At 71.6% G+C, this 25,414-nt stretch carries 22 protein-coding genes; 19 read left to right on the top strand and 3 right to left on the bottom strand.

All coding sequences use genetic code 11. The features are described from left to right. The first annotated feature begins 26 nt into the window (after positions 1–26). Positions 27–437, top strand: a complete 411-nt coding sequence (locus tag DEJ29_RS02680) for a heat shock protein transcriptional repressor HspR (protein ID WP_027464889.1) — start codon at positions 27–29, stop codon at positions 435–437. 66 nt (positions 438–503) lie between these two features. Here the strand turns inward: DEJ29_RS02680 and DEJ29_RS02685 are convergent, their stop codons facing one another. Continuing rightward, positions 504–2,429: a hypothetical protein gene (locus DEJ29_RS02685; RefSeq protein WP_146248323.1), complete on the bottom strand. Its 1,926-nt coding sequence runs from the start codon at positions 2,427–2,429 to the stop codon at positions 504–506. Positions 2,430–2,654: 225 nt separating this feature from the next. Between DEJ29_RS02685 and DEJ29_RS02690 the strand changes: the two genes are divergently transcribed. Beyond that, complete coding sequence (locus DEJ29_RS02690) at positions 2,655–4,013, top strand: right-handed parallel beta-helix repeat-containing protein (protein ID WP_111094866.1); 1,359 nt, start codon at positions 2,655–2,657, stop codon at positions 4,011–4,013. Positions 4,014–4,068: 55 nt separating this feature from the next. Then, entirely contained in the window at positions 4,069–5,214 is a 1,146-nt protein-coding gene (locus DEJ29_RS02695) for a class I SAM-dependent methyltransferase (protein WP_071404391.1), read from the top strand. 72 nt (positions 5,215–5,286) lie between these two features. On the opposite strand, the gene DEJ29_RS02700 is transcribed toward DEJ29_RS02695, so the two are convergent. Both DEJ29_RS02700 and DEJ29_RS02705 read right to left on the bottom strand, forming a co-directional pair. Further along, positions 5,287–6,117, bottom strand: a complete 831-nt coding sequence (locus tag DEJ29_RS02700; RefSeq protein ID WP_111094865.1) for an aldo/keto reductase — start codon at positions 6,115–6,117, stop codon at positions 5,287–5,289. Between the two features lie 87 nt (positions 6,118–6,204). Next, the gene (locus DEJ29_RS02705) at positions 6,205–6,624 is read right to left on the bottom strand and encodes a pilus assembly protein CpaE (protein ID WP_111094864.1); all 420 of its coding nucleotides are present in this window, start codon (positions 6,622–6,624) and stop codon (positions 6,205–6,207) included. Between the two features lie 238 nt (positions 6,625–6,862). Here DEJ29_RS02705 and DEJ29_RS02710 point away from each other — a divergent pair, with 238 nt between their 5' ends. The 16 genes from DEJ29_RS02710 (at position 6,863) to DEJ29_RS02785 (ending at position 25,402) form a co-directional block, all read left to right on the top strand. After that, positions 6,863–9,586 (top strand): glycoside hydrolase family 2 protein, encoded by a 2,724-nt coding sequence (locus DEJ29_RS02710; RefSeq protein ID WP_111094863.1) that lies wholly within the window; start codon positions 6,863–6,865, stop codon positions 9,584–9,586. A 148-nt stretch (positions 9,587–9,734) separates the two neighbouring features. Then, positions 9,735–10,028 carry a twin-arginine translocase TatA/TatE family subunit gene (gene tatA / locus DEJ29_RS02715; RefSeq protein WP_414437193.1) on the top strand — a complete coding sequence of 98 codons (294 nt, stop codon included), beginning with the start codon at positions 9,735–9,737 and terminating at the stop codon, positions 10,026–10,028. A 104-nt stretch (positions 10,029–10,132) separates the two neighbouring features. Continuing rightward, positions 10,133–11,551, top strand: a complete 1,419-nt coding sequence (locus DEJ29_RS02720; protein WP_111094862.1) for an MFS transporter — start codon at positions 10,133–10,135, stop codon at positions 11,549–11,551. A gap of 53 nt (positions 11,552–11,604) precedes the next feature. Further along, positions 11,605–13,773, top strand: coding sequence for an ATP-dependent Clp protease ATP-binding subunit (locus DEJ29_RS02725; protein WP_111039430.1), 2,169 nt, complete (start codon positions 11,605–11,607; stop codon positions 13,771–13,773). 74 nt (positions 13,774–13,847) lie between these two features. Further along, the gene (locus DEJ29_RS02730; protein WP_071404319.1) at positions 13,848–14,402 is read left to right on the top strand and encodes a DUF2231 domain-containing protein; all 555 of its coding nucleotides are present in this window, start codon (positions 13,848–13,850) and stop codon (positions 14,400–14,402) included. 45 nt (positions 14,403–14,447) lie between these two features. Further along, entirely contained in the window at positions 14,448–15,101 is a 654-nt protein-coding gene (locus DEJ29_RS02735) for a response regulator transcription factor (RefSeq protein WP_111029730.1), read from the top strand. Next, positions 15,098–16,261 (top strand): sensor histidine kinase, encoded by a 1,164-nt coding sequence (locus tag DEJ29_RS02740; RefSeq protein ID WP_111094861.1) that lies wholly within the window; start codon positions 15,098–15,100, stop codon positions 16,259–16,261. Before DEJ29_RS02735 ends, DEJ29_RS02740 begins: the two co-directional genes overlap by 4 nt. 47 nt (positions 16,262–16,308) lie before the next feature. Further along, positions 16,309–16,821, top strand: coding sequence for a hypothetical protein (locus DEJ29_RS02745; protein ID WP_110865460.1), 513 nt, complete (start codon positions 16,309–16,311; stop codon positions 16,819–16,821). Beyond that, positions 16,821–17,942, top strand: coding sequence for a peptidoglycan-binding protein (locus DEJ29_RS02750; RefSeq protein ID WP_111094860.1), 1,122 nt, complete (start codon positions 16,821–16,823; stop codon positions 17,940–17,942). Before DEJ29_RS02745 ends, DEJ29_RS02750 begins: the two co-directional genes overlap by 1 nt. Further along, positions 17,939–18,628, top strand: coding sequence for an ABC transporter ATP-binding protein (locus DEJ29_RS02755; RefSeq protein ID WP_220034157.1), 690 nt, complete (start codon positions 17,939–17,941; stop codon positions 18,626–18,628). The genes DEJ29_RS02750 and DEJ29_RS02755 overlap by 4 nt, the downstream gene beginning before the upstream one ends. Beyond that, a complete protein-coding gene (locus DEJ29_RS02760; RefSeq protein WP_111094859.1) occupies positions 18,625–19,812 on the top strand; it encodes an ABC transporter permease in 1,188 nt (395 codons plus the stop codon). The genes DEJ29_RS02755 and DEJ29_RS02760 overlap by 4 nt, the downstream gene beginning before the upstream one ends. A gap of 288 nt (positions 19,813–20,100) precedes the next feature. Beyond that, positions 20,101–21,426 (top strand): sugar ABC transporter substrate-binding protein, encoded by a 1,326-nt coding sequence (locus tag DEJ29_RS02765; RefSeq protein ID WP_220037330.1) that lies wholly within the window; start codon positions 20,101–20,103, stop codon positions 21,424–21,426. 3 nt (positions 21,427–21,429) lie between these two features. Next, a complete protein-coding gene (locus DEJ29_RS02770; RefSeq protein ID WP_111094857.1) occupies positions 21,430–22,488 on the top strand; it encodes a carbohydrate ABC transporter permease in 1,059 nt (352 codons plus the stop codon). Then, on the top strand, positions 22,485–23,324 hold the full coding sequence (locus DEJ29_RS02775; RefSeq protein ID WP_258375932.1) for a carbohydrate ABC transporter permease: 840 nt from the start codon (positions 22,485–22,487) through the stop codon (positions 23,322–23,324). The genes DEJ29_RS02770 and DEJ29_RS02775 overlap by 4 nt, the downstream gene beginning before the upstream one ends. 297 nt (positions 23,325–23,621) lie before the next feature. Next, positions 23,622–24,410, top strand: coding sequence for a DeoR/GlpR family DNA-binding transcription regulator (locus tag DEJ29_RS02780; RefSeq protein WP_111094856.1), 789 nt, complete (start codon positions 23,622–23,624; stop codon positions 24,408–24,410). Then, entirely contained in the window at positions 24,407–25,402 is a 996-nt protein-coding gene (locus DEJ29_RS02785) for a 1-phosphofructokinase family hexose kinase (protein WP_111094855.1), read from the top strand. Before DEJ29_RS02780 ends, DEJ29_RS02785 begins: the two co-directional genes overlap by 4 nt. Positions 25,403–25,414 lie beyond the last annotated feature (12 nt).

Raw genomic sequence — 25,414 nt, forward strand, 5'->3', positions numbered from 1 at the left:
ACGGAAAGGAACGCGCCATGACCGACATGGACGAGAACTCGCCCGTCTTCGCGATCGCGGTCGCTGCGGAGCTCGCTGAGATGCACCCGCAGACGCTGCGGCAGTACGACCGGCTCGGCCTGGTCGTGCCGGGTCGCACCCGGGGTGGCTCGCGGCGCTACTCGATGCGCGATGTGGTGCAGCTTCGCGAGATCGCGCGCCTCGGCTCCGAGGGGGTGTCGCTGGAGGGCATCCGGCGGGTGCTCGACCTGGAGAACGAGAACAAGGCACTGCGTGACCGGGTGCGGGAGCTCGAGTCGGCGCTGGCCGACCAGCTCATCAACCGGCCCGGCGCACGGGTCTTCGCCGCCACCGCGAGTGGGGCGGCGATCTCGCTCAAGGCTGGGTCGAGGCCACAGCGGAACACGCAGATCGTGCTGTACCGCGGGCCGCGCTGACCCACCTGCACGGACGATGCCCCGGACCTGACGGTCCGGGGCATCGTCGCGTCGGTCAGCCGGAGCTCACCGGGTGTTCGCGTGCACGGTGAAGAGCGGCGTCGTGTACTCGGAGCCCGAGACCGACACCTCGAACTTGAAGTCGATCTTCGTGGCGCCGCGGGAGACGACCCGCTCGAAGCTCCAGTTGCCCTCGGCGTCGACCGTGACGGTCTCGGGCACGATCTGGGTGCCGGACGCGTTCAGCACCACGAGGGTGGCCCCGGCCGGGCCGGTCCCCTCGAAGGTGTTCGCGGCACCGGGGTCGACCGCGCGCGTGCTCACCGCGATGGGATCGAAGCCCTGGTTGGCGGCGATGGTGAAGACCTCGGACCGCTCCGGCCCCTGGTCGCCCTTGGTCTGCTCGATGACGAACCGCAGGTTCGCGGCACCGCTCGTGACGACACGGTCGAACGACCAGTTGCCATCGTCGTCGACCTGGCGGACCCCGGGGACGATCTCCGTGCCCGAGACGTTCAGGACCCGGTACGTGGCGCCGGGTTCGCCGGTCCCCGAGAGCCGGTTCGACACCCCGGGGGTGACCGTCTCCGGGCCGGACAGCCGGACGGGGGTGAGGCGGCCGGTCTCACCGGGGTTGACCGTGACCTCTGCCGTGGTGGTGTTCGCACCCTTCGAACCCTGGACGACCCGCAGGACGTGCTCGGCGCGGTCGAGGTCGTCGGTGTCGACGAACCAGCGGCCGCTGGGGAGGACGCCCTCGGCGCTGCGACCGACCCGACGTTCACCGTCGGCGGTCACCTCGACCACCTCGACGGTCGAACCCGGCTCACCGGTACCGGTCATGGCGATCGATCCGCCGCCGTGCGCGGAGCCGTCCGTCGGGGTGGTGATGCTGACCGCGGCGCCGTAGTCGACGTCGCGGGTGATCTCGTTCGCGGTGTCGCGGACGCCGTCGATGAACTGCGCGGCCGTGACGCGGAGTGTTCCGCCCGCGTCCGGTGCGGGGATCGTGGTCTCCCACGCGCCGTCCGGACCGACCGTCACCGCCTCGCCGAGCTGGGCCCCCGCGACGTCGTACAGGCGGACCTCGGCCTCGGCCTGCGCGGTCCCGCTCGCCGTCACCGGAGCGGTGAGGTCACCGGCGGCGAAGGCTGCTTCGAACGTGAGGGCCGCCGCGGTCAGCGTGACCTCGAGGTCGGTCGTCCCGGTGCGCTGGGCACCCTCGTACTGTTCGACCTCGATGGTGCTCGTCCCGAGGGGGAGGTTCGTGACGCGGGCCGTCCAGCGACCGTCCGGACCGACGACCTGCGGGTTCCGGCCACCGATGAGGACCGTCGCGCCCGGTGTGCCCGTGCCGGAGATCTGCGCGCTCCGCGTCGTGACGTCGGTGGAGTCGATGCGGGCGGTGAAGGACGGCGTGAAGTCCTCGGTGTTCGGCAGCCGGTCGGCGACGTTCTGGGACTGGAGTCGCATGACGCGGTCGGTGTTGAACAGGCCGAGGAAGCCGCGGTTGTAGGTCGACTGCAGGCCGGTGCCAATCGGGTTGTTCGAGCCGGTGTTCGCCGCGGTCCGGAACCGTTGCCGGGCGTCACCGTCGACACACGTCTCGAGGGTGACGGGCGAGTAACTCGTGATCGACGCGGTCGCCGCGGTGAGGCACAGATCGGGATCGGAGAGCGGTCGGACGGTCGTGACGGCTCCGGTGGCCGGGATCGACCACCGCACGGCGGCGGCACGGGCGGCCGCGAGGGTGGTCGCCCGGTTCGCCGGGACCTCTTCCCCGGCGGCCGAGGCCGAGGGGGCGCTGAACGTCGGGGTGGACGGATCGCCGGCGAAGGCCGAGGTCTCGGTGATGAGCGGGCCGACCAGCGTCAGCTCCGACTCGTCGACCTCGGCCGCGGTGGCCGGGGCGAGCCCGGCGGTCGCGGCGAGCGTCAGGGCGGTCAGGCCGGTGGCGGCGAAGGCCACGCTCCTGCGGGGGTGTCTCGTCATCGATGTGTCTCTCTCGTCTCTGAGGGCGGATGGACCGTGCCATCCACGTCCGGAGGGCCCGGATTGCACGCAACATATCAGACATGAAAACCCATCGACTATCCGGCAACGCGAGATACGGAATGCGCTGAGTATTGTGGAATACCACCACCTGGACAGCGTGCCGAGGAGGGCCGTACAGTCGCGCCTGCGGGGCCGTCCGAGCGGTTCGTCGAGGGGGCGCGGATGGATGACCAGGGACGACTGACGAGGCGGGTCCCGCGTCGCGTCGTGCTCACGGCGGCGGTGAGTGGGATCACGCTGGCCGGGGCGGTCGTCCTCGGGCGTCGCCCCGTGCCCACCGAGGCGGCGGACGACGTTGACCGCGACGCGCTGCAGGCTGCACTGGACGCCGTACCCTCCGGCGGGGAGATCGTGATCGACCGGCCCTGGACCCGTTCGCGGAGCCTCGTCGTCCGAACGCCGCTCCGGCTGCGGTTCACCGGGGACGGGGCGCTCCGGATGACGACGGACTCGACCGCGCTCCTGGTGCTGGCGTCGGACGTCGAGATCGTGGACGCCGTGATCACGGGCATCGGTGCCGACAGTGGCGGCACCGGCCACGGCATCGCGGTGATGGGACTCCGAGGGGCTCCCCTGCACGGGACCACGGTGCGACGTGGCCACGTCCGGGACGTCCCGCACGACGGCGTGCACCTGGAGTACTGCGACCGCTTCCGGATCACCGGGACGACGGCGGAACGGCTCGGGTACGCGGGCATCGTCGGCGTCGGGGTGGTCGACGGGTCGATCGACGGCAACACGGTGCGCGACGTCCGGCAGCCCGCTGGCCGGGTCAACTCCTACGGCATCACGCTCACCCGTGACGCACGGTGGGGCTTGTCAGAGGCCCGGCGTTCGGCTCGGGTCCGTGTGACGGGCAACCGGATCGCGGGTGTCCCCGCGTGGGAGGGCATCGACACGCACGCCGGAGCGGACATCGAGATCCGCGGCAACGTCGTGACGGGGTGCCGGGTCGGCATCGCCGCCGTGCCGTCGAAGGACCCCGCTGATCGGGAGCAGACGAGCGAGGCGCCGATCGGCCTGGTCATCGCGGACAACACCGTGACCCGGCCGCCCGGGCTCGCGCCGGGATCTGCGATCGTCGTGAGCGGCGCCGGGACCACCGTCGGATCCGCTCGGCCACGCGCGACGGGGGTGGTCTCGGGCAACGTCGTGACGGGCGGCGGTGGGTCCTCCGGCGAGGCCGGCATCCTGCTGAAGCTGACACGGGGGATGACCGTCACCGGCAACCGGATCGAGGCGAGCGTGGAGAACGCCGTGTGCCTGGCGCACTCGAACGCAGCCGTCGCGGTCCGGGCGAACCGCATCGTCGGCGTCAGTGGTGCCGGGATCGGGGTGAACGTGCGCGCCGGGGCGAACCACGGCTCGATCTCGGGGAACCACTTCGAGTCGGCACACCGAGCACTCGCGGTCGCCGTCCGGTTCGGCGACGCCGACAACCGGTTCGTGGTCCGCGGCAACGCCTGGGGGACGGCACGGGTCCGGATCGCGCACGGCGGGGCGACGGTCACGACCGGGTGACGTGGAGGTGTGACCGCAACGCGACGACGACGACGACGCCGGGTACGCTGACGCGGTGCCAGACTTCGCCGACCTCTTCCGCCGACGCGACGACGACGCGCCGGACCTCATCGCGATCGACGGCACCGACCGGTTCCTGCTCGACGAAGCCCCGCACGTGCACGGCGACGCGCTCCGGCAGCCCGGAGAGGTGGCGGTCGTCGACGACCGGTATGGGGTGCTGACACTCGGCCTCATCACGCAGTACGGCGCGAGCGACATCCGCGTCGTGCAGGACTCCCTGGTGGGGGAGCGCGCGCTCGAGGCCAACGCGGGCACGTTCGGACTGCGCGGTTTCCACCACCCCGACTCGCTCGAGGACGCGTTCCGCGACGTCCGGCTCGTGGTGCTGCGGCTGTCGAAGTCGCACGACCGGCTCGACGAGATCGCCCGGGCGGTCGCACGGTTCGCGGCACCCGACGTGGTGCTGCTCTGCGGCGGCAACGTCAAGTACATGCACGTGACGCAGAACGACGTGCTCCGGCGCTCGTTCGGCGAGGTCACGGCTTCCCGGGGGCGCGGCAAGTCCCGGTTGCTCATCGCGCAGGACCCGCTCCGCGCACAGGCGAACCGCGCCGCCACGACGAACCCCTGGCCCCGGTCGGTGCACGTCGATGACCTCGGCATGACCCTGGTCGCCCACGGCGGTGTGTTCGCCGGGACGTCGCTCGACCAGGGCACGCGGGTGCTGCTCGACGCGATGGACCAGGCGGTCCCGACCGCGCGCACGATCGTGGACCTGGGGAGCGGCAACGGCGTCATCGCGGCTGCGGTCGCTCGTCGGCGACCGTCGGTGCGGGTGATCGCCACCGACGTGTCCCGCATCGCGGTCGAGTCGACGCGCGCGACGGCGGAGGCCAACGGCGTGGCCGACCGGGTGACGGTGCTGCGGACCGACGCGGGCGACGAACTCGCCGAGGGGTCTGCGCAGCTCGTGCTCTGCAACCCGCCGTTCCACGCGGACACCACGGTGACCACGGACACGGCCGAGGCGATGTTCCGGAACGCGGCCACGATCCTCCAGGCCGGCGGTGAACTGTGGTGCGTCTGGAACACGCACCTGCGCTACCGACCGGTGCTGTCGCGCCTGGTCGGTCCGACCCGTGAGGTCGTCCGGACCCCGAAGTTCACCGTGACGGCCTCGGTCGCGACCAACCGCTGACCGGCCACGGACGGCGAGAGCCGCCCGGGCTGACCCGGACGGCTCTCGCGACGTGGTGCGGTGGGGGACCGATCAGGCCGGCACGTAGTCGAACGTGTCGGGGTCGGGGCCCGTGCGGTGGCCCTTGTCGAGGGCGGTGATGTCCGTCATGTCCTCGTCCGAGAGCTCGAAGTCGAAGATCGCGAAGTTCTCCTCGACGCGGGCACGCGTGACCGACTTCGGGAACACGATGTCGCCGCGCTGGATGTGCCAGCGGAGGACGACCTGGGCCGGGGACTTGCCGACCGACGTGGCGACGCGGGTGATGGTCTCGTCATCGAGGACGAGGCCCTGCGCGATCGGGGACCAGGCCTCGGTCGCGATGCCGAGCTCGCGGTTCACGGCACGGAGGTCGTCCTGCACGAGGTACGGGTGCACCTCGATCTGGTTGACCGACGGCGGGACGTCGGTCTCGGCGCGCAGGCGGTGCAGGTGGTGCGCCTGGAAGTTCGAGACACCGATCGATCGGGCGGTGCCGGCGTGGTAGAGCTCCTCGAGGGCCTTCCACGTCGGGACGAAGTCCGAGACGGTGGGCAGCGGCCAGTGGATGAGGAACAGGTCGGTGTAGCCGCCGAGCAGGTCGGCCGACTTCTTGCCGTTCTCCAGCGCGGCTTCCGGGTCGTGGAAGCCGTTGTTGAGCTTCGAGGTGACGAAGATCTCCTCGCGCGGGATGCCGGAGGACGCGATCGCCTCACCGACCTCCTTCTCGTTGCCGTACATCTCGGCGGTGTCGATGTGGCGGTAGCCGACCTCGAGCGCGGCCAGCGTGGCGGCCTTCGTCTCGGAGGGGTCGATCTGGAAGACACCGAAGCCGAGCTGCGGGATGGTCTTGCCGTCGTTCAGGGTGATGTTCGGAACGGTCATGGGTCCATGCAACCAAACGCCCCTCAGCGCCCGCTCCGCCAACACCCAGGAACGCCGACCCGGGGCACGCCGCTCAGGCTGCGCAGCTCAGGCGAGCGCAGCCGTGATGTACGCCAGCAGCGCCTGGCCGTACGCGATCGCGGGTACCTCGGACGCGAAGCTGCGATCGGCACCGTCGATCGTTGCCGTCACCGTGAAGACCACGCGACCGCCGACCCGCACCCGGGTGAGCCCGATGAACGACGGCCCGAGCAGTTCGCGCAGCTGGTCCTCGCGGGGCAGCCAGAGCGACTCCGTGGCGGTGACGGAGTCGAGCGCCCACTCGGTGGTGCCGTTGAAGCCGAGGATCGTGCCGGTGGGGGAGTCGTGCCGCTCGACGGTCATCTCGGACACCGTGTAGACGTCGTCGTCGATGCCGGGCTTGTCGATCACGAACCGGTCCCCGGTCTCGGGGTGCCAGCGGAGGCCGGCGTCACGGAGGGACCTGGCGAGTTCGACGGTGATCACGTTCCCACCTTGCCCGCGCGACCCGCCCCTGTCACCACCTAGGTTGCCGAAAGCATCCCGTACTAGCATCGCCGAGCACCCCTCGCGCGAGCGCAACCCGTTCGTGCGCGCGACGTGACGACGCCCGGGCAACCGGTGCCGAGCCTCCAGGCCGTGGGAACCGGCCGCGGGTCGGACCGCCGGTCGACGTCCCCGACCGAGGCTGACGGACACCCTGCCGCCGAAGAGAAGGACCCGCATGACCCTCGAACGCGAGGAACTCCGCGACGACTGGACCGTGACGATGGCCGGAGGAACCGGTGCGCCGGACGGCGTCGCGGGCCGCACCATCCCGGCGACGGTGCCCGGCCAGGTCCACACCGACCTGGAGCGGGAGGGCCTGCTGCCGGACCCGACGTTCCACCTGAACGAGCAGGTTGCGAAGTGGGTCGGACGCGCCGACTGGGCCTACCGCCGCACGGTCGACGTCGACCCGCGGGGCCACGAGCGCGTCGACCTGGTCTGCGACGGCCTGGACACGGTCGCGGAGCTCAGCCTGGACGGCGTCGTCGTGGGCACGACCCGCAACATGCACCGCCGGTACCGGTTCGACGCACGGGTGCAGACGGGGTCGGGCGGCACCACGAAGGACCTCGAGATCCTGTTCGAGTCGCCCTACCGCGAGGCCGGCCGGGTCGCCGCGAAGGCCGGCAGCATGCCCGGTCCCTACGACGAGCCGTTCCCGTACATCCGCAAGATGGCGTCGAACTTCGGGTGGGACTGGGGGCTGACGGCGGTCACGAGCGGCCCCTGGCGGCCGGTCGCGATCGAGCGCTGGTCGACCGCGCGCCTGCGCGAGGTCCGCCCGCTCGTCGACGTCGAGGCCGGCGAGGGCGTGCTCGACGCGCACATCACCGTCGAGCGCTCGGGCATGAACGATCTGGACCAGGACGGCGAGGACGACGACCTCGTGCTCGTCGTCACCGTGAGCGGCGAGACCGAGGACGGCGGCACCACGCGCCAGCGGTCGCGCGCGCAGCTGACCCCGAAGGACGACGAGACCGTCGTCACCGTGCGCGTCCCCGAGGCGCGGCGCTGGTGGCCGCGCGGCTACGGCTCGCAGCCGCAGTACGACGTCGTGGTCGAGCTGCAGACCGTCGACGGCGAGGTGCTCGACCGCGACACGTTCCGCACCGGGTTCCGGTCCACCCGCATCGAGACCCAGGTCGACGGCATCGGCCGCCCCTTCGCCGTGCACGTCAACGGCACGCTCGTCGACGTCCGCGGCGTCAACTGGATCCCCGACGACGTCATCATCTCGCGCGTGGACCGTGCCCGGCTCGAGTCCCGGCTGGCGGCCGCGGCCTCGCTCGGCACGAACCTGGTGCGCGTCTGGGGCGGCGGAGTGTACGAATCGCGCGACTTCTACGAGGTCTGCGACGAACTCGGTCTGCTCGTCTGGCAGGACTTCCCGTTCGCGTGCTCGGCATACCCCGAGGTGGAGCCGATCCGCAGTGAGGTCATCGCCGAGGCGCGGGACAACGTCGCCCGGCTCGCCCGCCACCCCTCGCTGGTGGTGTGGAACGGCAACAACGAGAACATCTGGTTGCACGACGCCGACGGCTGGGGTGCGGAGCTGGGCGATCGGGGCTGGGGACTGGACTACTACCTCGACCTGCTGCCGACCATCGTCGACGCGGTCGACCCGTCGCGCTTCTACACGGTCGCGTCGCCGTGGTCCGGCTCCGAGTCGCTGCCCGCGAACGAGGTCGACCACGAGACGCACCACTCGTGGGACGTCTGGAACCGGCTGCCCGACACCGCCTACCGCGAGTCGGTGCCGCGGTTCGTGTCCGAGTTCGGCTGGCAGGCGCCGCCGGCTTGGCGCACACTGCGTGACGCGGTCACGGACGCGCCGCTGCGGGTCGACTCGCCCGGTGTGGTCCACCACCAGAAGGCGGCGGACGGGATGGCCAAGCTGGCCCGCGGGCTCGAGCCGCGTTTCGGCGCGGTCGACCCGGCCGCGTTCGACGCGTGGCACTACCTGACGCAGCTGCAGCAGGCCCGGGCGATCGCGACCGGCATCGAGCACTGGCGCACGCACTGGCCGCGCAACACGGGTGTCGTGGTGTGGCAGCTGAACGACCTGTGGCCGGTGTCGTCGTGGTCGGCGATCGACTCGGCTGGGCGGCTGAAGCCGCTGGCGCACGAGCTGCGCCGGCTGTACGACGACGTGCTGCTGACGATCCGCCCGGTGTCGTCGGTGTCGGTGACGCCCGGTCCGGCCGGTGCGGCCGGTTCCGTCGATACGTCGAGTGCGCCCGGTTCCGTCGGTACGTCGCCTGCGGCGGCTGCGGAGCCGACTGGAGGCCCGGATCGCCCGGGTGGGTCGGCTGCGGTCGGCGAGACGGCCGAGCTGGGTGTGCTCGCTGACACGCTCTCGCTGGGTGTCTCGCCCGGCGCGTTCGGTTCCTCGCCCGTCGAGGTCGCCGTGCGGTCGACGCGCGGTGGGCACGACAGCGTGGTGCGGGTGCGCCGGATCACCACGGCCGGCACGATCCTGGCCGAGGCATCGCTGCCGGTCCGGCTGTCGTCGGCCGGCGTCGCGGTCGTCGCCCTGCCCGAGGCGGTCGGTGTCGTCGACGACCCGGCCAACGAGCTCATCATCGCGGACATGGACTGGCGCCGCGCGGTCTGGACCCCCGGTCCCGACGCCGCGATGCGGTGGGAGCCCGCGCGCTACCGGACCTCGTTCGCGGTGGTCGACGGCGGCCTGGACCTGACCGTCGAGGCCGACTCGCTCGTCCGCGACCTGCTGGTGCAGCCGGACCGGGTCGCGGCCGACGGCACGGTCGACCGCGGGTTCATGACGCTGCTGCCCGGCGAGCGGGTGGTGTTCCGGCTCGGCGGTGTGACCGAGGCCGACATCCCGGCGCTCCGCGAGGCGCCCGTGCTGTGGAGCATCGACGGCGTCCTGCGGTGACCGGAGCGCTTCCCTGGACGAACGGTGTCCGTTCCGAGGACCGGCCTGGGCATCCGGGGGTGGGGGAGTTACGATGGGGGGACACGGACTTCCGCCGCGGTGATCGACGACGATCAGCGGACGGCGACCAGTTCCAGACCAAGGAGTCATGATGCTCGGAAACCTGACCGGCCTTCACCTGCTGATCATCCTCGGGATCGTCATCCTGCTGTTCGGCGCGACCAAGCTCCCGGCCCTCGCAAAGGGCCTCGGCCAGTCGATCAACATCTTCAAGAAGGAGATGTCCGATGACGAGAAGAAGGCGCAGGCCCAGGCCAACGGCACGGCTCCGGACGGCACCGTGCAGAACAGCACCGTCCAGAACGTCCCCGCCGAGCCCGCCGCCGGTCCGGTCCTGAACCCGGGGCCGACCGCGCAGCCGAACACCGACTCCCGGCGCTAGGACACCCAGCCCCGTCCCGTCGGCAGCCCCCGCGACCACATCGGTCGCGGGGGCTTCGTCGTGCGGGATCGACCGCCGGGCACCGTGTGCCGCAGGATGAGCACATGACCGCTCCCGTTCCCGTTCCGGCCCCCGTGCCCCGCGGTGTCGCCCCGCTCCGGGACGACCGGCGGATTGTGCTGGTGGTGGCGGTCCTGGCGTCGTTCGTCGTCGGACTCGACTCGAGCGTCGTGAACGTGGCGCTCCCGGCGATCCGGCAGGAGCTCGGCGGCGGACTCGTCGTGCAGCAGTGGGTCGTCGACGCGTACCTGGTCACCCTCGGCTCGCTCATCCTGGTCGCCGGCAGCCTGTCCGACCTGTTCGGCCGCGTCCGGATCATCACGTGGGGGCTCGTGGTCTTCGGCATCGCGTCCGTGGTGTGCGCGATCGCCCCGACCGGCGAGGTGCTCATCGTCGCCCGGGCGCTGCAGGGCGTCGGCGGGGCGCTCGTCATGCCGAGCGCGCTCGCCCTCATCGTCGCGGCGTTCCGTGGAGCGGCGCAGGCGAAGGCCATCGGCACGTGGACGGCGTGGTCGAGCGCGGCCACGATCCTCGGCCCCGTGGTCGGCGGGCTCGTGGTGGACGGCATCGGGTGGCGGTGGGTCTTCGTGCTCACCGCGGTGCCGATCGCCGTGACGATCCCGCTGGTCCTGCGCATCACCGGTGACGTGCACCCCGCCGTCCGCCCGCGCATCGACGTCGTCGGGGCCGTGCTCGCCGTGGTCGGTGTCGGCGGTGTCGTGCTCGGCCTCATCGAGCAGGAGCGGTTGGGGTGGGGTGCGCCCGTGGTGGTCGGCGCGCTCGTGCTCGGCGCCGCCGCACTCGTGGCGTTCGTGCCGTGGGAGCTCCGGGTGACGCGGGCCACGGGTTCGCCGCTCGTGCCGCTCGAGCTGTTCCGGGCGCGGAACTTCACGGTCGGCAACCTCGCGACGCTGTCCATCTACGGGGCGCTCGGCATGGTGTTCTTCGTCGTCACCCTGTTCCTGCAGGAGGTCTGGCGGTTCCCGGCCTGGCTCGCCGGCCTCGCGACGCTGCCGCCGACGATCATGCTGCTCGCGCTGTCCACCGCCGTCGGGTCCTTCGCCGGTCGGTACGGTCCGCGGTGGTTCATGGCCGCCGGGCCGGCGGTGGGCGCGGTCGGGGCGCTCCTGCTGCTGCTCGCCGGCGACGACCCGAACGGCTACTGGTGGTCGGTGTTCCCCGGACTGGTGTTGATCGGCGTGGGCATCGCCCTGATGGTCACGCCCCTGACCAGTGCGGTGCTCGGATCGGTGCCGCAGTCCGAGGCCGGGTCCGGTTCGGCCGTGAACAACGCGGTCGCGCGGATCGCCGGACTCGTGACGGTGGCACTGGCCGGCGTGGTGCTCGGCGGTGAGGTGAGCGTCGTCGGGCTGCACCGGGCCATGGTGGTGATGGCGCTCCTGCTGGCGGCCGGTGCTGTCGTCTGCGCCGTCGGGATCCGGAATGTCCCGGAGCGCACGTAAGTTGAGTGGAGTAGACTCAACTCCAGGACCACCGCAACGAAAGGACGGAACGCATGGCGAACCTCCAGGGCGCTCCTGACTCACAAGAACGACAGAAGACCGCCCTCGAGCAGTACGGCATCGACCTCACGGCGATCGCCCGCAGCGGCAAGCTCGACCCCGTGATCGGCCGCGACTCCGAGATCCGGCGCGTCTCCCAGGTGCTCACGCGCCGCACCAAGAACAACCCCGTACTCATCGGCGAGCCCGGCGTCGGCAAGACCGCCGTCGTCGAGGGGCTCGCGCAGCGCATCGTCGCCGGGGACGTCGCCGACTCCCTCAAGGACAAGCGACTCATCTCGCTCGACATCTCCGCCCTCATCGCCGGCGCCAAGTACCGCGGCGAGTTCGAGGAGCGACTCAAGGCCGTGCTCAAGGAGATCAACGACTCCGACGGGCAGGTCATCACGTTCATCGACGAGCTGCACACCCTGATGGGTGCCGGTGGCGGCGAGGGGTCCGTCGCGGCGTCGAACATGCTCAAGCCGATGCTCGCCCGCGGTGAGCTCCGGCTCATCGGCGCGACGACCCTCGACGAGTACCGCGAGTACATCGAGAAGGACGCCGCGCTCGAGCGTCGCTTCCAGCAGGTCTACGTCGGTGAGCCGAGCGTCGAGGACGCCGTGGCGATCCTCCGCGGGCTCAAGGAGCGCTACGAGGCGCACCACAAGGTGACGATCAACGACTCCGCGCTGGTCGCGGCCGCGAGCCTGTCGAACCGGTACATCTCCGGCCGGCAGCTGCCCGACAAGGCCATCGACCTGATCGACGAGGCCGCGAGCCGGCTTCGCATGGAGATCGACTCCAGCCCCGTCGAGATCGACGAGCTGAAGCGGAACGTTGATCGTCTGCGTGTCGAGGAGTTCGCGCTCAAGCAGGAGAAGGACGACGCCTCCAAGGCGCGCCTCGAGACCCTGCGCAACGAGCTGCACACGCGCGAGGAACGGCTGGCCGAGCTCGAGCAGCGCTGGCAGGCCGAGCGCGCGAGCCTGAACCGCATCGGTGAGCTCAAGCAGCAGCTCGACGACCTGAACATGCGGTCGCAGCGCGCCCAGCGCGAGGCCGACTACGAACTCGTCTCTCGGCTGGAGTACGGCGAGAAGCCCCGAATCGAGGCCGAGCTCGCCGCCGCCGAACAGGCCGAGAGCGCCGACCGGATGGTGAACGACAGCGTCACCGACGAGGACATCGCCGCCGTCATCGCGCAGTGGACGGGCATCCCGCTCGGCCGGCTGCTCCAGGGCGAGACCGAGAAGCTCCTGCACCTCGAGAGCGAGCTCGGCCGCCGGATCATCGGGCAGCGCACCGCCGTGACCACCGTGTCCGAGGCCGTCCGTCGCACCCGCGCCGGCATCTCCGACCCGGACCGCCCGACCGGTTCGTTCCTGTTCCTCGGACCAACGGGCGTCGGCAAGACCGAGCTGGCCAAGGCGCTCGCCGAGTTCCTGTTCGACGACGAGAAGGCCCTCGTCCGCATCGACATGAGCGAGTATGGCGAGAAGCACTCCGTCGCCCGCCTGATCGGTGCTCCGCCCGGGTACGTCGGGTACGAGGCCGGTGGACAGCTCACCGAGGCGGTCCGCCGCCGTCCGTACTCGGTGATCCTTCTCGACGAGATCGAGAAGGCCCACCCCGAGGTGTTCGACGTGCTGCTGCAGGTGCTCGACGACGGGCGACTGACCGACGGCCAGGGGCGCACCGTCGACTTCCGGAACACGATCCTCGTGCTGACGTCGAACCTGGGGTCGCAGTTCATGACGGACCTGTCCCTGAGCGACGCGCAGCGGGAAGAGGCGGTCCGTGAACTCGTGCAGCAGGCGTTCCGGCCGGAGTTCATCAACCGGCTCGACGACATCGTGGTGTTCCAGGCCCTGACGGCCGACGACCTCGGGCAGATCGTGTCGCTCTACGTCGACCGGCTGGCTCGTCGCCTGACCGACCGCCGACTCGAGCTCGCCGTCACCCCGGAGGCGCGCGGCTGGCTCGCGGAGCGCGGGTACGACCCGCTGTACGGCGCGCGGCCCCTGCGTCGCCTGATGCAGCGGCAGATCGACGACCGGTTGGCACGCGCCATCCTGTCGGGTGACGTCCGTGACGGCGACACCGTCCGGGTGGACGTCGCCGCGGACGGCGACGGCCTGACCGTCGAGCCCTTCGAGCTGGCCGAGATCGTCGAGGAGTAGCCCACCACGACGGACAGGAGGCCCGTCACCGGTTCCTGGGACCGGTGACGGGCCGTTCGTCTACCGTCCACGGCATGCCTGAGATCCGCGCGATCCGTCGCCTCACCGACGCCGTCGAGCACGCGAGCGTGCTCGACAAGGCCGTCGACATCGACCGTGCCGTCGTGAACGCCCTCGCCAAGCCGAAGGCGCTGCGCCAGCTGTTGCACGGTGTGCCGTTCGGCCACCCGATCCACCCGCTCATGGTGCAGGTGCCCCTCGGTGCCTGGATCTCCGCCGCGGTGCTCGACCTGGTCGGCGGGAAGGGCAACGCGAAGGCCGCCAAGACCCTGGTCGGTGTCGGGGTCGTCTCGGCGAGCAGCGCGTCGGTCGCCGGCTACGTCGACTGGTCCGAACTGAACCGCGAGCAGCTCCGCACCGGATGGGTGCACCAGGCCGTGAACTGGACCGGCCTGTCGCTGTACGGCCTGTCGTGGCTGCAGCGGAAGCGCGGCAACCACGGTGCCGGCAAGCTGCTCGGCTTCGCGGGTCTCGCCGTCGTCAGTGTCGGCGGGTACCTCGGCGGACACCTGTCCTACCGGCAGCGTGCCGGCGTCAGTGACCACGGTGAGGTGCCGTTCGACGCCTGATCCGCTTCCCAGGTCCGGCAAAGGTACGTCACGTGTGATGTATCGATGCGCGTACTCGTGGTGGACGACGAACGGGCCCTCGCCGACCTGGTCGCGACGGGCCTGACCCGGCAGGACATGGCGGTGGATGTCGCCTACCGCGGCGACGACGCCGACGAGCTGCTGGCGGTGCACGACTACGACGTCGTCGTGCTGGACCGTGACGTCCCCGGGCTGCACGGCGACGAGGTCGCACGGCGGCTCACCGCGCGCGGCGCGCTCACACGGATCCTCCTGCTCACCGCCGCGACGACGTTGAGCGACCGTGTGCACGGGCTCGAGCTCGGTGCCGACGACTACCTGACCAAGCCGTTCGAGTACCCGGAACTCGTCGCCCGGGTCCGCGCACTCGGTCGGCGGAGCGTCGCACCCGTCGCCCCGGTGCTCGAGCGTGCGGGGTTCGTCGTCGACACGAACCGGCGGATGGCCACGCGCGACGGACGGCCGCTCGACCTGACCTCGAAGGAACTCGGGGTGCTCGAGACCCTCCTCCGCGCGGACGGTCGGATCGTCTCCGCCGAGCACCTGCTCGAGAAGGTCTGGGACGTGAACACCGACCCGTTCACCGCCGCGGTCCGCGTGACGATGTCGAAGCTCCGCCGGAAGCTCGGGGACCCGGACCCGATCCGGACGGTGCCGGGTCAGGGGTACGCGCTGTGAGACGACGGCCCGGGCTGTGGAGCATCCGGGCACGCACCGCGTGGACGTTCGCGCTCGCGGCGATGGCGCTGGCCACCGGGGTCGTGGTGTTCTCCAACGTGATGTCCTTGGCGGGCGTGGGTGCGGGACTCGACACTGCGGCGGTCCGACGGGCTGCACCAGCGCAGTCCGTCCCGACGTCCAGGCCGGTGCCGCTCGGCGAGGGCTCCGCACGCGGCGACACAAGGGAGGCGGTGTCGGTCGTCCGCCTCGTCGCGGTGCAGCAGTGGCAGTGGTCTGCGATCGGCATCGGCGGCGCGGGGGTCGTGGCCGGCGGGGTCGGGTGGCTGGTCAGCCGCAGGATGCTCCTGCCGATCGACCGGATCACGGCGACCGCGAACCGGATCACGGCGTCGAACCTGCACGAGCGCATCGCCCTCGACGGTCCGGACGACGAGCTGCGGCGGTTGTCCCGCACCGTGGACGACCTGCTCGATCGGCTCGAGACGGCGTTCGAGAGCCAGCGCCGTTTCGTGGCACAGGCGTCGCACGAACTGCGGACGCCGCTGGCGGTGCAGCGGGCCGCGGTGCAGATCGGGCTGCACGACGCGGCCGACCGCGGCGAGGTCCGCGCGACGCGCGAGGAACTGCTGGAGCAGAACCGGCGGACCGAACACCTGGTCGAGTCGCTCCTCGTCCTGGCCGAGGCGGACCGTGGGCTGGCCGGCGCGACGCAGGCCGTCGACGTCGACGAGGTGACGGACGCGGTGATCGTGGCGATGTCCGGGACCGCCGCCGACGCCGGGGTGACCCTCGTCCGCGCAGCCCACACCGGGCCTCCCGGCCTGATCGTCGCAGGCGAGCCGACGCTGCTGCACCAGCTGCTCGTCAACCTCGTCGGCAACGCCGTCGAGTACAACGAACACGACGGGTTCGTCCGGGTCACGACGTCCGCGGCCGGGATCGTCGTCGAGAACTCGGGGCCCGTCGTGCCCGCGTCCGACGCTGTCCGGTTGGTCGAACCGTTCCGGCGCTGCCCGCCCGGCCCCCGTGCGCACCGGCACAGCGGGCTCGGCCTGTCCATCGTCGCCGCGATCGTGCAGGCGCACGGGTGGCACCTGGCGCTCACGGCGCGGCCGACGGGCGGGCTCGTCGTCCGCGTCGACGTTTCGTCGGTGTAACCCGGCCGGTACACGCGCCGAAACAGCCGGTCGGGTGTCCTGGGGTCATGAACACGACCAGGACGACCACCCGTCGGAACCGATCCCTGCTCGCTGCCGCCGCGGCGACCCTGCTACTGCCCGGACTGCTCGCCGCCTGCTCGGGCAGTACGCCCGGGGGAGACGCGGCGTCGACGGCTGACACCGCAGCGAAGGGGTCCTCGCTCGCCGAGTGCATGCGGGACAAGGGCTACGACATGCCGGACCCGGGGAGCGGCTCGGGCCTGCAGCTCAGCGCTCCCGACGGCGTCGACGAGGAGCAGTACCAGGGGGACCTCCGGAGCTGCCTCGACGACACCGCGGGAGCCGGCGACGCCCGGGTCGCCGAGCAGATCCCGGGCGACGACGACCGGACGCTGCGGACGGCGGAGTGCATCCGCGAGCAGGGGTTCTCCGACTACCCGGACGACGAGGACGGCAAGATCCGCTACCAGCCGGACGACCAGGAGGCCTTCGACGAGGTGGCCCGCGCGTGCGACGCGGAGGCGGCGGAGTCCGCCGGTGCGGGGGTGGCACGGTGATGGTCGGCACGCGCCGCCGGACGATCGCGGCCGTCTGTCTCGTGGCCGCACTCGCGGCCGGGACCGGCACGTGGGCGCTCGCCGGACTGCCGAGCGGATCGGCGGCGTCGACGTCCCCGGGCACCGAGGCCGGCGGAGCGGGCGCCGGGGCGACGGCGGTCGTCACGGAGGGAGACCTCACCGACTCGAAGGTGTTCGCAGGGACGCTCGGGTACGGCGCCGCGGTCGGTGTCCCCGGCGCGGCGTCCGGCACGATCACCTGGTTGCCGCGACCCGGCGACGTCATCGAGCGCGACGGGTACCTCTACGCCGTCGACGAGCGCGGCGTCCGGGCCATGTACGGCACGGTGCCGCTGTGGCGCTCGCTCGAGCGCGGGCGGACGGGCACCGACGTGCGGCAGCTCAACGAGAACCTGTCGGCGCTTGGGTACGACGTGTCGGTCGACGACGCGTTCGGTCCACGGTCCGAGCGGGCGGTGCGGCAGTGGCAGGCCGACCGGGGGCACGAGGTCACCGGGGTGCTGACGGCGGACGACGTCGCCTTCGTGGACGGTGCGGTGCGGGTGGCCGCTGTCGACGGACGGCTCGGTGCTGACACCGGGTCGACGGGTGGCGCCGGTGGGGTCGGTGGTGACGGCGTGTCCCGCGGGACCGGCGGTGGCGCCGCCGGCGACGTGCTGCAGGTCACCAGCACGGAGCGGATCGTCATCGTGACGGTGTCCCAGCGCGATGCCGAACGGCTCACCGTCGGCTCGACGGTCGACGTCCGGATCAACGGGGCCGGAGCGCGGATGCCCGGCGAGGTCGTCGACGCGCAGCCGACCACCACCGAGGACGGCGGGTCGAAGGTCGACGTGTCGGTGTCGTTCGACCCCGGTCGGCGCGAGCTGCCCGGTGCCGCCTCGGCGCAGGTCGACGCGCAGGGCACGACCGAGCGCGACGTGCTCTCCGTCCCGGTCGCCGCGCTCGTCGCCGGGGCCGGCGGGGCGTACGCGGTCGACGTGGTGCAGCGCGACGGCACGACGAAGCGGGTTCGGGTCGACCCCGGGTTCACGGCCGACGGGCGGGTGGCGATCACCGGTGCGGTCACGGCCGGCGACCGCGTGGTGGTGCCCACGTGAGCGCCGGGGCCGGAGCGAGCACCGTGCTCGCGCTCCGGGAGGTGACGAAGGTCCACGGGGACGTCCACGCGTTGCGCGGGGTGTCGATGGAGGTGCTCGCCGGGGAACTCGTCGCCGTCGTCGGGCCGTCGGGGTCCGGCAAGTCGACCATGCTGAACATCATCGGCACGCTCGACCGGCCGACGTCGGGCACCGTGACGATCGCGGGCAACGACGTCGCCGTGATGTCCGACGACGCGCTCTCGGAGCTCCGGGCCGACCACGTCGGCTTCGTGTTCCAGCACTTCCACCTGCAGGCCGGAGCGACCGCGGCCGAGAACGTCGCCGACGGGGTGCTCTACGCCGGGGTCCCGCGGCGCGAGCGGCACCGGCTGGCGGTCGAAGCCCTGGGCCGGGTCGGTCTGTCCCACCGGGCGGACCACCGACCGCACCAGCTCTCCGGTGGTGAGCGCCAACGGGTCGCCATCGCGCGGGCCGTCGTCGGCGACCCGACGATCCTGCTCGCGGACGAACCGACCGGTGCGCTCGACACGGCATCCGGCGCGGCGGTCGTCGGACTGCTGCGGGAGCTCAACGCGGCGGGCACCACGGTCGTGGTCATCACGCACGACCTGGACCTCGCCGCGTCGCTGCCCCGACGGATCCGGATGCGGGACGGCCGGATCGAGCACGAGGGCGACCGGTGACCCGGCGTCGGACCGTCGGTGCGGGCGACCTGCTCCGACTCGGGGTGTTCGGGCTGCGGACCCGGCCGGGGCGCGTGGTGCTGTCGGCCCTCGGCATCGCGATCGGCATCGCGGCGATGATCGCGGTCGTCGGGATCTCGTCGTCGAGCAAGGCGAAGGTCGACCAGGTCCTCGACGCGCTCGGGACGAACGTGCTGACGGCCACGCAGGCGCAGGGCTTCGGCGAACCGGTCCCGCTGCCGTCCACCGCGCTCGGTTCCGTGCTGCGGCAGGACGACGTCGAGTCGGCTGCTGCGGTCGGCACGGTGCCGGACACCGGCGTCTACCGCAACGCGTTCGTCCCGGTGCCGCAGACGAAGGGCATCGGGGTGCTGGCCGCGTGGGGTGACGTCCCACGAGTCCTCGGTGGCGAGCTCGCATCGGGCCGGTGGCTCGACGACACGACCGGAGCGCCGCCGCAGGTGGTGCTGGGCTCCCGGGCCGCCGCTGCCCTCGGCATCGAGGACCTGCACCCGGACAGCCGGGTCTGGATCGGCGGGCAGTGGGTGCAGGTGGTCGGGGTACTCGGACCCGTCGCGCTCGCCGAGGACCTCGACTCGCAGGTGTTCGTGCCGAGCGGGTTCGCCGAGCAGCTGGGGTTCGACGGAGTGCCGACCGCGGTCCACGCGCGCGTCGACCCGGCGCACGTCGAACGGTCGAGGGACCGGCTCGCCGGCGCGATCCGACCGGGCGACGCGCAGGACGTCGGGGTGACGCGACCGTCGGACGCGTTGGCGGCGAAGAACGCGACCGACGACTCCTTCACCGGGCTGCTGGTCGGGATCGGGGGCGTGGCGTTGCTGGTCGGCGGCATCGGGGTGGCGAACACGATGGTGATCACCGTCCTCGAACGCCGCGCCGAGGTCGGTGTCCGCCGAGCCCTCGGCGCCCGACGTCGGAGCATCCGCGACCAGTTCCTGGTCGAGTCCTTGCTGCTGTCGTTCCTCGGTGGTGTGGCCGGCGTCGTGCTCGGCGTCGGGGTGACGGTGGTGTTCGCCGTCGCGCAGGGCTGGCCGGTCGCGCTGCCGGTGTGGGCCGTCGTCGGGGGCCTCGGCGCCACCGTCGTGATCGGCGGGGTGTCCGGGCTCTACCCGGCGGCGCGCGCCGCACGGATCCCGCCGACGTCCGCACTGGCGGCCGTCTGACGCGTGCGGTGGACGCGCGCACCTGGAGGCCCGGAGCCGGTCCGGCGGACCGGCTCCGGGCCTCCAGGCGCTCGCTTCCCCACACCGGACGCGAGTCGCAGATCATGCCTGGTCATGACCACCTGGTCAAGCACCTGCATCGATCTGTTCGACATCCGTGATGCCCCGGAAACACGCGGATCGAAAGCGGTCACAGGGACCGATCCAACGGTTGACAAGGGGCCCCGCAGGGTCTTCTATTGCGAATACGCAACGTCCTTTCATAAAGGTCGGACCAAGGGAGTCATCGTGACACGAACGCGTTTCGCCGCACTCGGTGCGCTCGCCCTCGCAGGCGCGCTCGCCCTCACCGGGTGCTCCGCCGGGAGCAACGCCGCTTCCGACGGCGGCACGAAGTCCATCGGCACGCCCGATGGCACGGGCAAGACCATCACCGTCTGGATGATGAACGGCGACCTGAGCGACAAGGTGCTCGACGCCGCCGGCAAGCAGTTCACCGCCGACACCGGGGCGAAGGTGAAGATCCAGACCCAGCAGTGGGACGGGATCACCACCAAGCTCACCACGGCGCTCGCGCAGAGCGACGCCCCCGACGTCGTCGACCTCGGCAACACGCAGGTGCCGGTCTACGCGGCCGCCGGCGGGTTGACCGACCTGACGCCGTACCGCGACGAGCTCAAGGACGGCCAGACCTGGCTCACCGGGCTCGAGGGCCCCGCCACCGTCGACGGCAAGCTCTACGGGGCGCCGCTGTTCGCCGGCAACCGGGCCGTGGTCTACGACAAGCAGGTCTGGAAGGACGCTGGCGTGACCGACGTGCCGACCACCTACGACGAGCTCACCGCCGACCTCGACAAGGTCAAGGCCGCCAACCCGGCCAGTGACTTCTCCGCCTTCTACATGCCGGGGCAGTACTGGTACGGCGGGCTGCAGTGGGTCTGGGACGCCGGCGGCGAGATCGCGACGGACAAGGGCGGCAAGTGGACCGGCACGCTCGACTCCGCGGACGCGGTCGAGGGGCTGACCGCCTGGAAGGACTTCCAGAACACGTACTCGGCGAAGTCCACCCAGGACATCAACACCGACAAGCCCTCGCAGAGCGACGTCTTCGCGCAGGGCAACACCTCGGCGTTCCTCGGGTCCGCCTGGGAGATCGGCTCGATCACCGCGGCGAAGCCGGAACTCGCCGATCGCATCGGCACGTTCCCGATGCCGTCCTCGACCGCGGGGAAGACGCAGCCGGTGTTCCTCGGCGGCTCCGACCTGGGGATCCCGGCCAAGGCGAAGAACCAGGAGCTCGCGCTGTACTACCTGAAGATCCTGACCTCGAAGGAGTTCCAGCAGGACCAGGTGTTCGGGGTCGACGGCTGGGAGCCGAACTCGACCGAGCTGCTCGACGCGGTCGCCGGCGACGTCGACGAGCTGCACAAGCCGTACTTCGAGGCGGCCGGCACGAGCCGACCGACCCCGGCCACGCCGGGCTGGGCCACCATCGAGGGCGACGCCTCGTTCCAGTCGATGTTCGCCGACGTCGCCACCGGCCGGAAGTCGCCGGAGCAGGCCGCCGAGGGCTTCTCGAAGCACCTCACGACCGCGCTGAACGCGCAGCCGTAGGCGATGACGTCCACTGCGGAGCCGGTGACCGACGCGGAGCAGTCCGCGCCGGGCACCGGCGGGCGGGGCACCGGCGGCCGGGGGACCGGCGGCCGACGGGTCGACGGGCCGGTGCAGGGGCCGTCGCGGGGTGTCCGTCGGGGTGGGCGCGGCGCGGGTCGTCGGTCGCCGGTCGGGTCGCGGGCGCCGCTCGTCCTGCTGGCCCCGGCGGCACTGCTGCTCCTCGCCCTCGTCGTCTACCCGCTCGTCCGGCTCGTCATCATCTCGTTCCAGGACTACGGACTGCGGGCGATCTTCACCGGGCAGGCCGGCTTCACCGGGCTGACGAACTACACGGACGTCCTGACCGACGCGTCGTTCTGGCCGGTCATCCTGCGCACCGTGCTCGTCACGGGCGCGATGGTCCTCGGCACGATCGTCATCGGCATGGGGGTGGCGCAGCTGCTCACCCGTCTCGGGGTCGCGATGCGCACGGTCGTCAGCGTCGTGCTCGTGCTGGCCTGGGCGATGCCGAACGTGGCCTCGAGCTTGGTCTGGCAGTGGCTCTTCCAGCCGTTCTACGGCGTGCTCAACTGGCTCATCACGCAGCTGCGGGTGTTCGGCGACCACACGCAGGACAACTGGGCGTCGCACCCGGGGCAGGCGTACACGATCGTGCTGACGCTCGTCATCTGGCAGGCCGTGCCGTTCGTGGCGCTGACGCTCTACGCCGCGCAGTCCCAGATCGCGCCGGAGTACTACGAGGCGGGTGCGCTCGACGGGGCCTCGGTGTGGACGATGTACCGCGCGATCACGCTCCCGGCCCTCGCGCCGACGCTGCTGCTCGTGTCGATCCTGTCGGTGATCTGGGACTTCAACGTCTTCAACCAGATCTGGCTGCTCACCCGCGGCGGACCGGAGGAGGCCACGTTGACGCTCGGCATCTGGACCTTCGTGCAGTCGTTCGTGTCCAATGCCTACGGGCAGGGCGCGGCGATCGCCGTGATCTCGACCCTGATCCTCGGGGTGCTCACCAGCTACTACATCCGCCGGCTCGTCCGGAGCGGGGAGGAGGACCTGTGACGGTCCGTGTCCGAAAGCGCAAGCCGCGCGTCGTCGCGAACACCATCGCCGTGGTGTTCTGCCTGGTCTGGGTGTTCCCGATCTACTGGATGGTGAACACCGCCTTCAAACCCGCCGACGAGGTCACCACGATGACCCCGATCTGGGCGCCGCTGCACCCGACGCTCGACAACTTCACGCGGGCGCTCACGCAGGAGGGCTTCCTGGTCTACCTGCGGAACTCGACCATCGTCGTGGTGGCGGCCGTCGTGCTGTCGATCGTCGTCGGGTTCCTGGCGTCGGCGGCGCTGTCGCGGTTCCGGTTCCGCGGGCGTCGGGCGATCCTGGTCGCGATCCTGTTCGTGCAGATGATCCCCTCGGGAGCACTGCTCATCCCGCTGTTCCTGTCGTTCCAGACCCTCGGGCTGCTGAACAGCTACGTCGGGCTGATCCTGGCGTACGTGGCGAGCGTGCTGCCGTTCTCGATCTGGGTGATGCGCGGCTTCTTCGTGGCCGTCCCCGTCGAGATCGAAGAGGCCGCGAAGGTCGACGGCGCCGGCACCTTCCGGATCCTGTGGAGCGTGCTGTTCCCGCTCGTCATGCCCGGGGTCATCGCCACGAGCGTGTTCGCGTTCATCGCGGCGTGGAACGACTACCTGATCGCGTACGTGATGCTCAAGGACCAGGGGATGTACACGCTGCCGGTCTGGCTCGCCGGGTTCTCGACGAACAAGGGCACGGACTTCGGTGGGCTGATGGCGGCGAGCGTGCTGTTCTCGATCCCGGTCGTGGTGTTCTTCCTCATCGTGCAGCGCCGGCTGGTCAGCGGGATGACGGCGGGTGCCGTGAAGGGGTAGCGCTCGGACGGCCGGCACCTGTGTGGTGCTGCGCCCCGGTCCACTTCGAGCGGACCGGGGCGCTGTCGCGTGGTCAGAACACCCCGCGTGCTCGCCCGCGAACGGTCACGGAGCGTCGGTTGGCGCCCTCGCACCCGACACTTCATGACCCCACGGGCTCCGGCTCGCGACGTGTCGTGACCGCGGCAGGACACCACCGGCACCTGTGGACGTGTTGGTTGTGTGACGGAACGGTTGCGTTCTTGTGGGTTTCAGACGTACAGTGCTCGAAACCCAACGGAACGAAGGAGTTCGGGCATGTACGCAACCGAGCGGCACACCGCCATCGCCGCCGAGCTGCAGTCCGCCGGTCGCGTGTCGGTCGCCGATCTGGCCGAGCACTTCGACGTCACCACCGAGACCGTTCGCCGTGACCTCGACGCCCTCGAGTCCGCCGGGGTCCTGCGCCGGGTGCACGGAGGAGCGGTCCCCGTCGGCCGCTCGAGTGTCGTCGAACTCAGCGTCGCCGAGCGCGAGGGACAGCACGGCACCGCGAAGTCCGCCATCGCCCGCGCCGCGATGCGCCTGGTACCGCCGACCTTCACCGGCTCGATCGCCCTCGACGCCGGCACCACCTGCGCCGCCGTCGCCTCCGAGCTCGCCCGCTGGGAGCCCGAGGTCGCCGGCTCGACCATCACCGTCATCACGAACTCGGTGCCGATCGCCGCAACCCTGCAGCACAGCGAGCACCTCGAACTGCACCTGCTCGGCGGCCGCGTACGCGGCGTCACGAGCGCCGCGGTCGGCACGGCCACCGTCGAGCAGATCGGCGCGCTCCGGCCCGACGTCGCCTTCATCGGCACGAACGGCCTGTCCGCCGGCTTCGGCCTGAGCACCCCCGACGAGTACGAGGCCGGCGTGAAGGGCGCCTACGTGCTCGCCGCCCGACGAGCCGTGGTGCTCGCCGACGCCGCGAAGCACGGGGTCGAGGCCCTGATGCGGTTCGCGCGCCTGGACGAGATCGACACGATCGTCACGGACGAGCAGCCCCCGGCCGACCTCGCCGGTGCGCTCGCCGACGCCGACGTCGAGGTGGTCGTCGCATGAACGTCCGCATCGTCACGGTCACTCCGAACCCCTCGCTCGACCGCACGATCGAGCTCGCCGGTGAACTGCAGCGCGGCGCTGTCCAGCGCGCGACCCGGTCCACCGCGGAGCCCGGTGGCAAGGGCGTCAACGTCTCCCGCGTGGTCGTCGCGAGCGGTGGGGACACCGTCGCCGTCCTGCCCGGCGACGAGCTCGACCCGGTCCTGCTCGGCCTGGCCACCCGCGGCATCCCGACGGCCGCGCTGCCGATCGGGGCGCCCCTCCGCTCGAACGTCACCGTGACCGAGCCGACCGGCACCACGACGAAGCTCAACGAACCCGGCCCCTCGCTCGCCGGCCGCCTCGACGACCTCGCCGCACTGGTCGCCGACACCGCCGCTGCGACCGCCACCGGCCCCGCCGCCCGCTGGGTCGTGGTCGCCGGGTCGCTGCCGCCCGGTCTGCCCGACGACGCACTCGCCGTGCTCGTCCGTGCCGTCCGTGCCCGCCACGGTGCCGACGTCCGGATCGCCGTCGACTCGTCCGGGGTGCCGTTCACGGCGCTGCTGCAGTCGGGCGAACGGATCGACCTGGTGAAGCCGAACGCCGAGGAACTCGCCGAGGTCGTCGGCGGCGACCCCGAGGAGTACGAGCGCGACCTCGACGCCGCGGTGGCCGGAGCCCAGCGGCTGCGGCGGAAGAACGTCGGCACGGTCCTGCTCACCCTGGGCAGCGCCGGCGCCGTGCTGGTCTCCGACGAGGGCGCGTTCGCCGCCGCTGCACCGAAGATCGTCGCCCGGTCGACCGTCGGCGCGGGGGACTCCTCGCTCGCCGGGTACCTGCTCGCCGAGGTGGCCGGAGCCTCGCCCGAGCAGCGTCTCGCACAGGCCGTCGCCACGGGTGCCGCTGCCGCAGCCCTGCCCGGTAGCGATGTGCCGGCACTCGACCACACCGACCCGACGGCGGTCTCCGTCCAGGTGCTCGAAACGCACCCGGCCCCCGAACCCGCCTGATCCCCTCCCCAC

The sequence above is a fragment of the Curtobacterium sp. MCPF17_021 genome (assembly GCF_003234605.2).
GTDB lineage: Bacteria > Actinomycetota > Actinomycetes > Actinomycetales > Microbacteriaceae > Curtobacterium > Curtobacterium flaccumfaciens.